Below are 13,961 nucleotides of genomic sequence, written 5' to 3' on the forward strand. Positions count from 1 at the left end.
TTTCCAAACAAGTTATAAAAAATCAGATTTATGAAAAAAGAAAGCTCATTTCTAAGCTTTCTTTGCAATCATTTTTTCTGCTTCTTGTTCTAAAAATAGTTCCAAGATTTTCTTTGTCAACGCAATCGCTGCTGACAAGGCTAGGGAAACGATTAAATAATTAGCTACTAAGCCATGGTCCCCAACCAATGGTGGTTTTGTGAGGAATCCGTAATCTCCACCCGTTACTAAATTAACCACAAAAATTAAGGCATTTAGGGCAAAGGTCATGAGAAAAATTCCCTTCACATCCAACAATCGTGCATCGTACTGTCTCAAGAGATAAACCAAAGAGTTCCCCAAGAGAGCTAAGTGCCCAAAGATAAAGGATAAAATCGCAATATGTGGGAAAGGATAAGCATCTGGCACTGGATAAACAAAGGCTGCTAATGTCCCAAATGTCCCCAATAATGCAAAATACTGCCTATATTTAGACTGACCAGGAAGCAAAAGCACCACAAACATAGCCATACGGCAATGGTAAAAAGGTAAACTTTCTGACAGCGGCATATGATTGACCCAATACCAACCATAAAGTAGAATCAACTGAACTGCCTGTAAGATTTGGAAAAATCGTTGGTAAGCCTTCTTTTCACGATAGCGATAGGCTGTATAAAAGGTCAAACCCAAGAGTGCAAATATACTGATATACCAAAAAAGGTCAAATTTAGGTGGCTCTGTTGTTTGGGTAGTAAAGAAAATATCCCATAAATTCATCTAGTCTTCCTCATTATTCAAAATTTTCCTGCATATTATTATACCATGCTACGTAAGAAAAATGGATTTAGAAATACGTAAATGTTTGACAAAATCACTTGGCTTCATTTTCTAAACTTTCTACCAACTTGGCTAGATTCATAGAGTTAGAACCTTTGAGTAGGATTTGGTCATGGGCTCCAAGGCTTTCTTTGACTTGCTTGACTAGATCTTCAAATTGGTCTTGGTCTTCTGTTTTCTTGAAGTAGTAAACGTGGCCGATTGGGAACATCTGACTAGCCAATTGGGCTAATGCGGCAATGTCTTCTCCATAGAAAATAACGGTATCAAGCACATCTGGAGAAAGGCTCAAAATCATCTGATTATGGAGTTGAACAGACTGGGCACCAAGTTCCTTCATATCCGCCAAAACTGCAATTTTCTTGCCACCTTCATTGGCTGGAATGGCAGAGAAAGTCTCTAAAATCAGCTTCATAGCAGTTGGATTAGCATTGTAAACATCTGATAAGATATCTGCTCCATTGACTGCTTTCTTCCACTCGGTACGGTTACGCGTTAATTCAAGATGTTGGAAGGCTTGACGAATTTGCTCCTCTGAAACTCCTTCTTGTAGGGCAACATAAGATGCAATCATAGCATTGGTGGCATTGTACTTACCAGTCACTGGCAAATCAAGAGCTTGTTCCAAGAAATTAGTCTTAAAAGTCAGACTTTCCTTGCGCTCAACTAAGTCTGTAATTTCCAACTCTGCTCCTGAGCCAAAACGAACTATTTTTTTATCAGTTGGCAAGTAGTCCTCTACAATCGGATCTGCTGGTGCCAAAAGCAAGGAACCAGACGACATGCCATCAACAATTTGCATTTTTCCTTTAGCAATCTCAGAACGGTCTTTGAAAAAGGCCAAATGGGCTTCGCCAACCAAGGTCACGATGGCTGTTTTTGGACGAGCCAATTCTGACAAGAGATGAATATCGCCCAAGTGATCCTGCCCCATCTCCAAGACCAACTTTTCTGTTCCTTCAGGCATGTGGAGAACTGTGTAGGGAAGGCCAATCTCGTTATTGTAGTTGCCTTGTGTTTTGTATGTTTTATAGGTTGTTGATAGCAAGTGCGCTAACATATCTTTGGTCGTTGTCTTGCCATTTGAACCTGTAACAGCAAAGACATCAACAGCCGTTTTTTCAAGATAGTAGGCTGCTAGGGTTTGAAAGGCAGTCAATACGTCATCTACTAAAATGTAGGGATGGTTTGCAATTTCTTTCTCAGACAGGGTTACAGCAGCGCCATTTTCAAAGGCTGTTTCGATAAAGTCATGACCATCACGCTCCCCTTTGAGGGGCACAAATAAATCCCCTGCCGCAATTAAGCGACTATCAAACTCGGCATTTTCTAACTTGGTATCCTCAAAAATGCTGATGTCATTTTTAGCTCCGACAACTTGAGCCACTTCATGGATTGTTAATTTCATTTCTACTCCTTTAAAAAGGGTTGAAGTCCGAGAACTCTAGTCACCTTGCAGTGATAGTTCTGGCTCCTACCCTCTCTTTCATTTTATAGCAAATGCGCTTCGCGCTTGTCGAAACTTTCTTTAGCAAGGTCAACCAAACGCTCGATTAGTTCTGGGTAGCTGATTCCCATATTGTCCCAAAGTAGTGGATACATTGACCACTGGGTAAAACCTGGCATGGTATTGAGCTCATTTAGGAAAATCTCTCCCTTATCTGTATAGAAGAAATCGCAACGAGATAGACCTAAACCACCAATAGCACGGAAGGCCGTTTCTGCATTTTGACGCATAGCAGCTACCACATCATCACTGATTTTGGCTGGAATGTCCATAGTAATCTTGTTATCAATATACTTGGCATCGTAGTCGTAGAAGGCAACATCCTTAACTACTTCTCCTGGAAGCGTGCTTTTGACATCGTAGTTACCCAAGAGACCAACCTCGATTTCACGAGCATTTACCCCTTGCTCTACCAAGACACGGCTGTCATATTGGAAGGCAAGCTTCAAAGCTTGACGGAGTTCGTCTTGATTTTCAGATTTGGAAATACCGACACTTGAACCCATGTTTGATGGTTTTGTGAAGACTGGATAAGTCAATTTTTCTTCTACTTCAGCAATTTTAGAAGATACATCATCACCTTCGACAATGGCCACATAAGGAACTTGGGCAATCCCGACAGATTCTAACACACGCTTGGTCGTGATCTTGTCCATGGCAAGGCTAGATGACAAGATGTTACAACCAACATAAGGCATTTTCAAAACTTCCAAAAATCCTTGAACTGAGCCATCTTCTCCCATCGGACCGTGAAGGACTGGAAAGACCACTGCTCCCTCTTCATAGATAGCACTTGGTGCCACTTTCTTATCCCAATCAATGGTTTCATTGGTCATAAGACGATCCTCTTGACCGGGAGTCTGGCTAAATTCTTGCGTTTTAATAAAGTCACCTGACTGACTAATAAAGAAAGTCTTGACTGTGAAACGATCGTAGTTGACCGCACGCATGACACTCTCAGCTGAAAGAACAGAGACTTCACGCTCTGCACTACGTCCACCGTATAAAAGAATAATCGTTTGTTTCATATTATTTGTTCCAATTCTAATAGAATACTCGTTCTTTAGTATATCATATTTGCTTCTTTTTTGAAACTTGAACCTGATACTGGTCTTCAATAAATCTAAAAAAAGACCGATAAAACAACTGTCGGTCTCCGTGATTTTTGTATAAATAAATTGAGTGTGTTAATTTGTCTAGACTTACAACTCTGTCCGATTTTCAATCGCTCGTAAGAGTGTAACTTCATCTGCATACTCGATATCCGCTCCCACAGCAAGACCTCGTGCTAGACGCGTAACCTTGATACCAGCCGGCTTGAGCAAACGAGAAAGATACATGGATGTCGCTTCACCATCTGCTGTAGCATTTGTTGCTACGATTACCTCTGAAACTTCACTATCCATAAGACGAGTCATGAGGCTCTTGAGATTGATATCGTCCGGACTGATACCATTCATGGGAGAAATGAGTCCGTGTAAAACATGATAGAGTCCGTGGTATTCTTGGATGTTCTCCATGGCTGCCACATCGCGACTATCCTCGAGAACTAAAATCGTCGTCTGGTCCCGACTTGGATCGGTACAGATAGAGCAAGGATCGTCATCAGTTAAACGACCACAGATGGAACAATAGGTCAGCTCTCTCTTAGCAGAAAGGAGATTTTTGGCAAATTCATTGACATCATCATCAGACATTCCAATCGTATAAAAGGCCAGACGGGTAGCCGTCTTAATCCCGATACCTGGTAACTTGGAATAACTATCAATTAGCTTGGCTATAGGTGTTGGATAAAGCATATGTTCCTTTCTAATTCATTGGATGATGTTGGTTATAGAGGTTGATAATGTCGCGCGCAATGGAAGGTCCGACACCATTTGTAAGATTGGTGTTATGCGGAAAGACAACGGCTACAGCGATTTGAGGATTATCTGATGGTGCATAGGCCACAGCATTAGTATTGTTAGCTTCTTGACCACCCTCAACATAACTTTCGGCAGTACCTGTTTTTCCACTAATGGATACCGCTGAGCCATTTGAAAAGGCACGACCGGTTGTCAAAGCACTACCACCATGTGACACTTGATAAAATCCTTGTTGGAGGATGGAAACATCAGACTCAGAAATATTAATTTTATTCATTTCCTTGGTTTCAACAGATTGGATTAAGTTCCCTAAGCCACCTTGTTCGTTGTTTCCATAAATCCCCTCGACAATGTGAGGTGCAATCCGAACACCGTTGTTGGCAATGGTTCCAACGTACTGGGCCAATTGCATAGGGGTATAGTTATCAAACTGACCAAATGCATTAGTAATATAATTAGCAAAATTATACTCTTTTGGAATAAAACCAGTTGACTCATCTGGAAGGTCAATGCCTGTTGAGGCTCCAAGACCATATTCAGCAAATGTCGCACGCAATTTCCCCATGGCGGATTCTAAATTGTTAGTTAAAACAAACATATTTGGTTGATAGGTCTGACCCATGATGCCCAAAGCCGTTTGGACCATGTAGGTATTAGAAGAATACTCCAAGGCTTCCACAGCTGTAATCGGGAATGAACCGTAAGCCTGAGTATACCAAGAATTAATTGGAGATGAGCCTTGGAAGATAATCGGTTGATCTGTCAAGGTCTGGTTCCCTGATAAGACTCCATTCTCCCACCCAGAACTGATAGTTGCCGCTTTGACAACTGAACCTGGGACAAAGACATTGGTTACCGTTCCCAAGGAATCAGGTGTTAAATCTCCCGTTTTCAAGTCATGTTTGAGTCCTGACATAGACAAAACCGCACCTGTTTTTGGGTTCAAAGCAACTGCATACACACCTTCAGAATACTTGGCTCCTCCATTTCCCAGTTCGGAATTGAAATAGCTCTTAAGCAGATTGTCCACGCTATCTTGGAAGGCCAAATCAATAGTCAGTTTAATATTATTCCCTTTGGTACCATCTTCGATATTTTCGACACTTTCCATATTGCCATACTTGTCTAGATGGACTTCTTTCACCGAGCGTTTTCCTTGCAAGGTTTCTTCATATTGTTTTTCTAGATAAGAGGTTCCAACACGGTCGTTTAGAGAATAACCCTTCTTGATATAGGCATCTGCTTCTTCAGCTGGTAGACCAGCTTTTTCACTAGATACACTTCCTACTATAGACGAAAGAGAAGTCTCTAGAACTTTTCGATCCCACGAAGTTGAAATACTGATACCAGGTAAATTCTTAGAGGCCGAAGCAATCAAGGCAATCTGAGTATCTGTTAAGGAGTCTGTCGCAATGGTCCCTGTCGCAAAATTTCCAACTGCATTGAGTTGGCTAAAAAGATAAATTTCTTTCTTTTCGTCATCCGAGTAGGCCAATTGGCTTGGATCGATACTTTCAACAGTATTATTGTAAAGTTCGGACTCAGATAATTGATTGCCATCAGAATCAAGTCGCTTCTCACGTGGTAAACTTTCCACTGCTTTCTTATAGACATCTTGATCTGCTAGATAATAGTCTACCAACTGTCGGTCAGTCAATGTTGGAGAAGAAACTCCCACATAAGCCAGCAACTTCTTGGCTGTTTCTTTTAAATCTGCAGCCGTCATTTTGTTGTTTCGAGTAAAGGAAACAACTTGTTTCACAGTATTTTCAACCAAAGGCTTGCCGCTGGCATCATAAATTTCGCCCCGAGCCGAACTAGTGGTCACCTTTGTTTTACTAGCAGATGCTAATTTTGTCTCATAAAAATCCTTGTTCAAAACCTGCATATAAAGCAGGCGACCAATAATGGCCATAAAGAGCAAAATGACAATTGAAAACAATAAATTAAGCCGAATCGGAATCGAATGGCTGTCAAATTTTCTCATACAAATCAGTCTCATTTCTAATACTCAATGAAAATCAAAGAGCAAACTAGGAAGCTAGCCGCAGGCTGTACTTGAGTACGGCAAGGCGACGCTGACGAAGTTTGAATTGGATTTTCGAAGAGTATAATTAAAATCTTACTCTTAATTGTACCACAATTTAAGAAGAAAATTATGGAAAATAAGAGAGCTTTTTCCTTTTTACAGCAAAATACGATTTTATTTATCCATCCCTATATTATATGATATAATAAATGTAAAAGTTCGATGACCTAGTCTTTTTCCAATATGACTCATTTAAAGGAGCCTTCCCTATGGACAAACCAGATATAGCAACCATCATTGATTCCCACTTCGAAGAAATGACAGACCTAGAGCAAGAAATTGCGCATTATTTTTTACAAACAGAAACCATTGTAGATAATTTATCATCCCAGCAAGTCACTCAAAAATTACATATCTCTCAGGCTGCTCTGACCCGCTTTGCTAAAAAGTGTGGTTTTACAGGCTATCGAGAATTTATTTTCCAATACCAGCACCAAGCAGAGAAACAAGACACCCATTCTCACAAGCACAGTCCGCTGACAAAACGAGTCCTCAGAAGTTATAGCAGTATGCGGGAACAAACACAGGACTTGATTGACGAAGTCCAACTAGAAAGAATTGCCCAGTTAATCGAAGATGCTGAGCGTGTCTACTTCTTCGGAACAGGGAGTTCTGGCCTCGTAGCTCGTGAAATGAAATTGCGCTTCATGCGTCTAGGTGTGGTCTGCGAGGCCTTGACTGACCAAGATGGTTTTGCTTGGACAACCAGTATTATGGATGAAAATTGTCTAGTACTCGGTTTCTCTCTTTCTGGCACAACACCTTCTATTTTAGATAGTCTATTAGACGCTAAGGAGATGGGGGCAAAGACTGTACTTTTTACAAGTGTTCCCAATAAAGATAGTCAGGCCTATACGGAGACTGTTCTTGTAGCCACCCACAGCCAGTCTTCTTACATCCAACGTATATCCGCTCAACTTCCTATGCTCTTCTTTATCGATTTGATTTATGCTTACTTTTTGGAAATCAATCGCGAAAGCAAGGAGAAAATCTTTAATAGCTATTGGGAAAATAAAAAACTCAATGGCTATCGTAGACAAAAACGTGTAAGAAAATCCTAGTTTGGCTGAGTCAAACTAGGATTGTTTTGTCTTGATACCCAATGAAAATAAATATACAACACACCTACGATATTTTGGTGATAGGCAAATTCTAATCGTGTTTTTCAGTTCTTCCATAAATCTTCCTTTTCGTTTTTGAATGTTTGACAACAAAAAGGAAGTATCGCTATTTGCTACTTTTACTTTCTCTCTATAAATTTATTTGATTATTGTACTTCGACAAACTGAGATTTAGATTTTAACCCTCACCTCACAGAACATAAAACGGGCTATTCTCTTGAAGTATGTTTCATGAGTTCATAGTTTAATGCTAAGTGTAGCTATATAGTCAGTTCCATAACTCGATAATCGATGTCTTTTGTCACACGATTCATAAAAATCAATCATAGCAAGACCATTTTTAAGTTGTCCTCTAATCTGAGTCTCCAAGGTATGGCTAAATTCATATCCATATTCTGGATTTATGGTTATCTTTCCTTCCTCTTCAAGCTCTCTTGAATTAAAAGGCAATGAAAACTTCAAGAGTAGTTCCTCATCGGGTTTGTCCCATACAGTGTCAGCATCATACATGTATATCCAAGGGTTCATAAATCCGACCATTAACAATCCACCCTTTTTCAATACTCGAGAAGCTTCTTTATACATGTTTTCTAAGTCTTCTATATATACATTTGAAACTGGATTAAAAATAATATCAAAAGTTTCATTTTCAAATGGAAATGGTCTTGTCATATCTCCTTGAACTGTGTTGATTTTTAAGCCTTCGCTTTTAGCAACCATCTCATCTCTTTGTAATTGTGATTTCGAAAAATCCATTATGGTTACATCATAACCTTTTATAGCAAAGACTGGTCCCTGCTGTCCACCACCACAAGCTAAACCTAATATCTTTTTTCCATTTGCTTTTTCAAACCACTCTTTTGGAACTTTTTTCCCAACAGTTAATGCAACAGAAATTGGATGTTTTCTAACTTCTTCTAATTCTTCATGTGTCAATGGCTCAGTGTAGTTATTATTTATATTATTCCATCTATCTTCATTTAATTTTATATAATTGTTCATCTTATAATCTTCTCGTAATTTTATATTATTTCGATTTAAGGTGAATAGGTTGCCACATTTCTCTCACCTCTAGAAATTCTAATTTGTCAAATTTTCGTCCATCTCATTATATCATTTTGCCACATTTTCTTTTTTACTCAAGCTAAATATCAACTAAATTGATGATAAAATTTCCCACGATTACTTCCTTTCGCTAAAATTCTTCAATAAAAAAGAATTAAGCAAAACATTTTTCACTCAAGTAGTGATTAAGTGTTTTTCTTAATTCCATAATTCCAAACTAGAATTGTTTTGTCTTGAAATGATAATAGGCGCCCAGCATACCTGCTGTATTTTGATGATGAGCAAATTCTAATCTCGTCTTATCAGCCAGACTTGGTACCAAAGCATCTTTCAAAGTCTTTCGAATTTTAGGCTTGAGGATAGCCTCTTGTCCCATGATACCGCCACCGAGAATGACTACTTCTGGATTGACCACATAGCAAATATTTGCCAGACCTTTTCCTAGATAGTCTACCATACGGTCAATACCAGCCATACAAATCTTGTTGCCTTCAGTGGCTTCCTTGAAAATGCGTCGGCCATTCCACTGGTCAACTGGATTTCCATGAGCTGCTGCTACATACTCCACCAAAGCTGTCGTAGAGGCCAAGTCTTGGAAATCTCCATCCTGCATATGCATATAACCGACTTCGCAGGCTGAATTGCTAAATCCATGGAAGACTTTCCCATCCATAATCAAGCAACCACCGATACCGGTTCCAATGGTCAAGCAAAGGGTGACACTCGCTCCCTTGCCTGAACCAGATACCGCTTCAGCAAGACCTGCACAGTTGACATCATTTTCAATCTCACAAGGAATATTAAAGCTAGTCTCGATTTCCTTTTTGAACTGGGTTCCTGCATAGTTAGGGATTTGAGGCCCAGCATAGAAAATCTCACCCTTATCTGGATCCACCATTCCTGCAGAAGAAATAGCAACTCCTGCTACTGGGCCTTTTTCTAAATAGCTGGCTACGATATCTTTGGTCTTTTGTAAGATATGAGGTCCACCTTTATGCGCCTCTGTTGGCATTTCATGCGATTCAACAAGTTGGCCTTCTTGGTCGATCAAACCATATTTGATATTTGTTCCACCGATATCAATTGCAACGTAGTGTGTCATAAATACCTCCTTATGGATTAGAGGAAGCGCTCCTTGGTTTCACGAATCAAGGCTGCAGCTGCTTCTACAACTGGACGATCTTCTTCAGTCACTGGTGTCAATGGTGAACGAACAGAGCCAATGTTCAGTCCTTCATTGATCTTCAAGACCTCTTTGATGACACCGTACATATTTCCATGTGCAGAAGTGAGTTTACCAATGATAGCGTTGATAGCGTATTGTAATTTACGTGCTGTTTCCAAGTCTTTATCAGCAATTAATTTGTTGAGTTTCAAGAAGAGTTCTGGCATCGCACCATATGTACCACCGATACCAGCTTTAGCTCCCATGAGACGACCACCTAAGAACTGTTCATCTGGACCGTTGAAGACGATATGGTCTTCGCCACCAAGGCTCACAAAGGTTTGGATATCTTGAACTGGCATAGAAGAGTTCTTAACACCAATAACACGTGGATTCTTCAACATTTCAGTGTAGAGACTTGGCGTCAAAGCAACACCAGCTAATTGAGGAATGTTATAAATCACGTAGTCTGTATTTGGTGCTGCAGCACTAATGTCATTCCAGTATTTAGCAACTGAGTATTCTGGCAAGCGGAAATAAATCGGCGGAATCGTTGCAATAGCATCTACTCCTAAGCTTTCTGCGTGGCGAGCAAGTTCCATACTATCTTTAGTATTATTGCAAGCTACGTGAGCAATAATAGTCAACTTACCTTTGGCAACTGCCATGACTTCTTCTAAGATTAATTTACGGTCTTCAACGCTTTGGTAGATACATTCACCAGAAGAACCATTAACATAAAGACCTTGAACACCTTTATCAATGAAGTATTCCACCAAGGCACGCGTACGCTCTGGACTTACTTCTCCTTGATCATCATAACATGCGTAGAAAGCTGGAATGACACCTTCGTATTTTTTTAAATCTGACATAGATTTTCTCCTAAGATTTCTTTTTTTCTGCTAAAAGCAGGATTTATTCTTTACGTTTTTAGTATACACTTTATGAAAAACGCTTTCAATATCTTGTGTACACTTAGATTTTAGTTTCGATATGAATTTTGAAATGTTTATGGCTTGAAAGTAGTTTCATAGACAAGCCATCCTATTGGTATTTTGCGAAAATTTTCTCCATCAATCCAGTCTGGAGAAAGACCAAGAGCCCAAACCCAAAAAGCAGGAAGGCTGAGCCACCTAAAAGTAAACTGAAGGCGGACAGATAAAGAACCATCACAATAAGAAAGAGAATAGCTAACATGAGGAAGAACCAAGGAAAGTTAAAACTTGCCAAGATAAGTCCTTTTTGCAGCACTTCTTTCCAAGTCAAATCATAGCGTGCAGCGATGGGATAGCTAGCCAACATCACGATAGTGAGGAAGATAAGAACGCCTAGACAAATAGCTTTCACCATTTGGAAAGGCATAGCTGTCTGACCCCAGAAGAGATAGAGATCTAGAAGGCTTAATGAAACAATGCCTAACTCCAGCAAACCTAACTGAAGACCTAGCTTCAGATTTTGCTTGAAAGCTCTTAGATAGATTTTAAAGACAGGCACACGTCTGCTCTTCTTAATCTCAAACATAGTCTCGTAGAGGCTAATTTTAGCCACTCCAATCGTCACGATGGGCAAACAAGAGACGACAAAAAGAAGATTAGCTGTGACGATATCCAAGACCTTCTCACTAAAACGCATGAGAAAGTTATCTGTATCAAATGCTGCCTTGATAAGGCTTACTCCTTTTTGTGCCATATTTGCTCCTCCTGATTTTTTAATCAATCAAAATTTTAAAGAGATATTTACGAACCTTGTCTTCCATGCCTGCATAGCCATTTGGCTGATGTGGTTCTCCTGGGAAGAAAATCGCAAAATTGTGATAACCCAACAAGAGTGGGTATTTTTCATGACAATGAACAAAGCCAATGTCACTCGCTTCGTCGAATGCTACTGCTTCATCTTTGATACGTGAACCGTAGCTAGAATATTCATGGCCTTCTACCAGCAAATGCAAATCTGCATAGTTCTGATGATGCTCAAATTGATCATTTTCAGCTTGGTTGAGAACATTTTCCTGAACAACTAGAAAGACTTTATCTCCGTCAATCTCATACTTACCTAGTTCGAAAGAATCCTTACGGTGCTGATAGAGATAGTCGATAGCCTTATCTAGATTGGGATGAATTCCTTTGTAAAAGCCAATGTTTTTCAAATCGTCAAAAATCATACTGTTTCCTTCGTTTCTGATAGTTAACTAAAATCATTCTTAAGTTTATAAGTGTCTAACAAAATCTTTATGGTAAACAAATACCCAACATTTTGTAGACACTTATAACCTCTATATTCTCTAAATCTATAAAATATATTTCTGTATCTTGATAGATTTATTTTCCTATACTCAATGAAAATTGAAGAACAAACTAGGAAGCTAACCGCAGGCAATACTTAAGTATGGCAAGGTGACGCTGACGTAGTTTGAATTCAATTTTCGCAGAGTATTAACCTTTGACCGCTCCCATAGTAATACCCTGAGTGAAGGATTTTTGGAAGACTAGGAAGACTGTTACGATTGGAACTGCTGCAAGAGCGGCACCTGCCATGATCAAACCATAGTTGGTTGCCATTTCAGCCTGCATAGTCGCAACACCGAGTGAAATGGTCAAATTATTACGTGAAGTCAACATTACCAACTGCATGAAGTAGTCGTTCCATGTATTGATGAAGGTAAAGATTGCAAGTGCTGCAAATCCTGGTTTCACAATTGGGAAGGCTACGCTCCAGAAGGTACGAATCTCACCACAACCGTCGATTTTAGCTGATTCAAGCAATTCTGTTGGGATGTTTTCACTGAACTGTTTCATGAGGAAGACCCCGAATGGCCATCCAATCAAAGGCAAGATAACTGCCCAGAGAGTATCGTGAATTCCCATGAAGTTGACGATACGTACCAATGGTACAAGGACAACTTGTTTTGGAAGTGCCATGGCAGCTATGAAGATAGCAAAGAGAATACGTTGACCATAGAAACGTTTTTTAGCCAATACATAACCTGCTAGAGATGAGGTCGCACAGACTAAGAACATGGTTACCAATGAGATAAACACAGAGTTCCACATCCACTGCATAGCAGGGTTTTGCACCATGAGTTGTTGGAAGTTTTCCATGGTTGGCATTTTAGGGAACCATTGTGGCGGAATCATAATGGTATCAGGCTGTGATTTGAAGGCACCTGTCAAAATCCAGTAGAATGGAAAGATGAACAGCACAGTCAACAAGAGCAAAATGATTGTTGAAATAACAGTAAAGGCTGTTATAGGTTTCTTTTGTGTAGATTGCATAGCTGTCTCCTTTCTTTAATATTCTACGTCGTTTCCGAGTGCTTTAAATTGAACAAAGCTTACGATAGCAATCATAACTGCCAAGAAGACGCCAATTGTGTTGGCATAACCATATTCTGTCAATTGGAAGGCTTTTTCGTAAAGGTAATACATAAGTGTACTTGTTGAGTAGTTTGGACCACCTGAAGTCAAAAGCTGAATCAAGGCGAAAACTTGAAATGAGTTAATTGTTGTGATGATTGCGATGTAGAGAGTTGTTGGAAGAAGGCTTGGCCATTTAATCTTCCAGAAAACTTGAAATTCAGTTGCACCGTCTACACGAGCCGCTTCAACCAGTGAATTGTCAATATTCCCCATAGCAGCTATGTAGAGGATGATTGGTTGACCAACTGAAGTTGTCAAGAGGATAATCATAATTGCCAGTAATGCCCAGTGTTTATCTCCCAACCAAGAAATATTCTGGCTGATGATATGGCTTGACTTAAGGACAAAGTTTAGAATCCCTGATAATGGGTCATAAATCCATTTCCAAACAACTGTTACGGCAACACTACCTGTTACAACAGGAAGGAAGAAGACGAAACGGTAGAAAGATCTGGCAATAGCATTTTGATGGTAGGTTTGCGACGCCACAAAGAGCGAAAAGAGAACAACAATCGGTACAGATCCAACAACCAAAATAACTGTGTTAATCAAAGACTTCATAAAGACAGGGTCTTTAAACATACGAATGTAGTTGTCCAATCCCACAAACTCAAATTTAGTCATTGAATAGTTAAAGAAACTTGTAATGAATCCCATAATCATAGGAACCAATACAAAGATGACAAAGAAGAATAATACTGGTGCTAAGAAAGCGTAGGAAATCACTGTTTCCCGCATACGAATTTTATTGACTTTCACAGTCGGCACCTCTCTTTCACAAATAGAATATTTTGGATTTTCTTGAACAGTTTTAAAATCAAAATGAAATTTTTTAAGATTCGCTTATGTAAGAACTTCATTTTAATTTCGTGACAGTTTCTGATATTTCAAATAAAATCCTCCCTTTTCTTACATAG

The 13,961-nt window shown here is 39.5% G+C and carries 13 protein-coding genes; 1 reads left to right on the forward strand and 12 read right to left on the reverse strand.

Annotated elements, in window-relative coordinates; all coding sequences use genetic code 11:
* Positions 1-51: 51 nt before the first annotated feature.
* The 5 genes from OCF96_RS03350 to pbp2b form a co-directional block, all read right to left on the reverse strand.
* Positions 52-756: a YwaF family protein gene (locus OCF96_RS03350; protein WP_084927183.1), complete on the reverse strand. Its 705-nt coding sequence runs from the start codon at positions 754-756 to the stop codon at positions 52-54.
* Between the two features lie 94 nt (positions 757-850).
* Entirely contained in the window at positions 851-2,224 is a 1,374-nt protein-coding gene (locus OCF96_RS03355) for a UDP-N-acetylmuramoyl-tripeptide--D-alanyl-D-alanine ligase (RefSeq protein WP_261446400.1), read from the reverse strand.
* 83 nt (positions 2,225-2,307) lie between these two features.
* Positions 2,308-3,351: a D-alanine--D-alanine ligase gene (locus OCF96_RS03360; RefSeq protein ID WP_261446402.1), complete on the reverse strand. Its 1,044-nt coding sequence runs from the start codon at positions 3,349-3,351 to the stop codon at positions 2,308-2,310.
* A 174-nt stretch (positions 3,352-3,525) separates the two neighbouring features.
* Positions 3,526-4,122 (reverse strand): recombination mediator RecR, encoded by a 597-nt coding sequence (recR, locus tag OCF96_RS03365; RefSeq protein ID WP_000966748.1) that lies wholly within the window; start codon positions 4,120-4,122, stop codon positions 3,526-3,528.
* A 10-nt stretch (positions 4,123-4,132) separates the two neighbouring features.
* Positions 4,133-6,190 (reverse strand): penicillin-binding protein PBP2B, encoded by a 2,058-nt coding sequence (pbp2b, locus tag OCF96_RS03370; RefSeq protein WP_261446405.1) that lies wholly within the window; start codon positions 6,188-6,190, stop codon positions 4,133-4,135.
* Positions 6,191-6,486: 296 nt separating this feature from the next.
* Here pbp2b and OCF96_RS03375 point away from each other — a divergent pair, with 296 nt between their 5' ends.
* Positions 6,487-7,338: a MurR/RpiR family transcriptional regulator gene (locus OCF96_RS03375; RefSeq protein ID WP_261446406.1), complete on the forward strand. Its 852-nt coding sequence runs from the start codon at positions 6,487-6,489 to the stop codon at positions 7,336-7,338.
* 297 nt (positions 7,339-7,635) lie between these two features.
* Here the strand turns inward: OCF96_RS03375 and OCF96_RS03380 are convergent, their stop codons facing one another.
* From OCF96_RS03380 to OCF96_RS03410, 7 genes are all read right to left on the reverse strand, one after another.
* On the reverse strand, positions 7,636-8,400 hold the full coding sequence (locus OCF96_RS03380) for a class I SAM-dependent methyltransferase (RefSeq protein WP_261446407.1): 765 nt from the start codon (positions 8,398-8,400) through the stop codon (positions 7,636-7,638).
* 280 nt (positions 8,401-8,680) lie between these two features.
* Entirely contained in the window at positions 8,681-9,565 is an 885-nt protein-coding gene (locus OCF96_RS03385) for an ROK family protein (protein ID WP_261446408.1), read from the reverse strand.
* A gap of 17 nt (positions 9,566-9,582) precedes the next feature.
* Positions 9,583-10,500 carry a dihydrodipicolinate synthase family protein gene (locus OCF96_RS03390; protein ID WP_261446409.1) on the reverse strand — a complete coding sequence of 306 codons (918 nt, stop codon included), beginning with the start codon at positions 10,498-10,500 and terminating at the stop codon, positions 9,583-9,585.
* Positions 10,501-10,672: 172 nt separating this feature from the next.
* Positions 10,673-11,317: a YesL family protein gene (locus OCF96_RS03395; RefSeq protein ID WP_143952408.1), complete on the reverse strand. Its 645-nt coding sequence runs from the start codon at positions 11,315-11,317 to the stop codon at positions 10,673-10,675.
* Positions 11,318-11,336: 19 nt separating this feature from the next.
* The gene (locus tag OCF96_RS03400) at positions 11,337-11,789 is read right to left on the reverse strand and encodes a NanQ anomerase/TabA/YiaL family protein (RefSeq protein WP_261446410.1); all 453 of its coding nucleotides are present in this window, start codon (positions 11,787-11,789) and stop codon (positions 11,337-11,339) included.
* Positions 11,790-12,060: 271 nt separating this feature from the next.
* Positions 12,061-12,900: a carbohydrate ABC transporter permease gene (locus OCF96_RS03405; protein ID WP_261072139.1), complete on the reverse strand. Its 840-nt coding sequence runs from the start codon at positions 12,898-12,900 to the stop codon at positions 12,061-12,063.
* A gap of 15 nt (positions 12,901-12,915) precedes the next feature.
* Complete coding sequence (locus OCF96_RS03410) at positions 12,916-13,782, reverse strand: carbohydrate ABC transporter permease (RefSeq protein ID WP_153193231.1); 867 nt, start codon at positions 13,780-13,782, stop codon at positions 12,916-12,918.
* Positions 13,783-13,961 lie beyond the last annotated feature (179 nt).

The sequence above is a fragment of the Streptococcus mitis genome, from assembly GCF_946190065.1.
GTDB classification, from domain to species: Bacteria; Bacillota; Bacilli; order Lactobacillales; family Streptococcaceae; genus Streptococcus; species Streptococcus mitis_DE.

Bases quoted from the DNA above. Each gene is read 5' to 3' on its own strand.
- OCF96_RS03350 (WP_084927183.1), bottom strand. From the start codon at position 756: ATGAATTTATGGGATATTTTCTTTACTACCCAAACAACAGAGCCACCT.
- OCF96_RS03355 (WP_261446400.1), bottom strand. From the start codon at position 2,224: ATGAAATTAACAATCCATGAAGTGGCTCAAGTTGTCGGAGCTAAAAAT.
- OCF96_RS03360 (WP_261446402.1), bottom strand. From the start codon at position 3,351: ATGAAACAAACGATTATTCTTTTATACGGTGGACGTAGTGCAGAGCGT.
- recR (WP_000966748.1), bottom strand. From the start codon at position 4,122: ATGCTTTATCCAACACCTATAGCCAAGCTAATTGATAGTTATTCCAAG.
- pbp2b (WP_261446405.1), bottom strand. From the start codon at position 6,190: ATGAGACTGATTTGTATGAGAAAATTTGACAGCCATTCGATTCCGATT.
- OCF96_RS03375 (WP_261446406.1), top strand. From the start codon at position 6,487: ATGGACAAACCAGATATAGCAACCATCATTGATTCCCACTTCGAAGAA.
- OCF96_RS03380 (WP_261446407.1), bottom strand. From the start codon at position 8,400: ATGAACAATTATATAAAATTAAATGAAGATAGATGGAATAATATAAAT.
- OCF96_RS03385 (WP_261446408.1), bottom strand. From the start codon at position 9,565: ATGACACACTACGTTGCAATTGATATCGGTGGAACAAATATCAAATAT.
- OCF96_RS03390 (WP_261446409.1), bottom strand. From the start codon at position 10,500: ATGTCAGATTTAAAAAAATACGAAGGTGTCATTCCAGCTTTCTACGCA.
- OCF96_RS03395 (WP_143952408.1), bottom strand. From the start codon at position 11,317: ATGGCACAAAAAGGAGTAAGCCTTATCAAGGCAGCATTTGATACAGAT.
- OCF96_RS03400 (WP_261446410.1), bottom strand. From the start codon at position 11,789: ATGATTTTTGACGATTTGAAAAACATTGGCTTTTACAAAGGAATTCAT.
- OCF96_RS03405 (WP_261072139.1), bottom strand. From the start codon at position 12,900: ATGCAATCTACACAAAAGAAACCTATAACAGCCTTTACTGTTATTTCA.
- OCF96_RS03410 (WP_153193231.1), bottom strand. From the start codon at position 13,782: ATGCGGGAAACAGTGATTTCCTACGCTTTCTTAGCACCAGTATTATTC.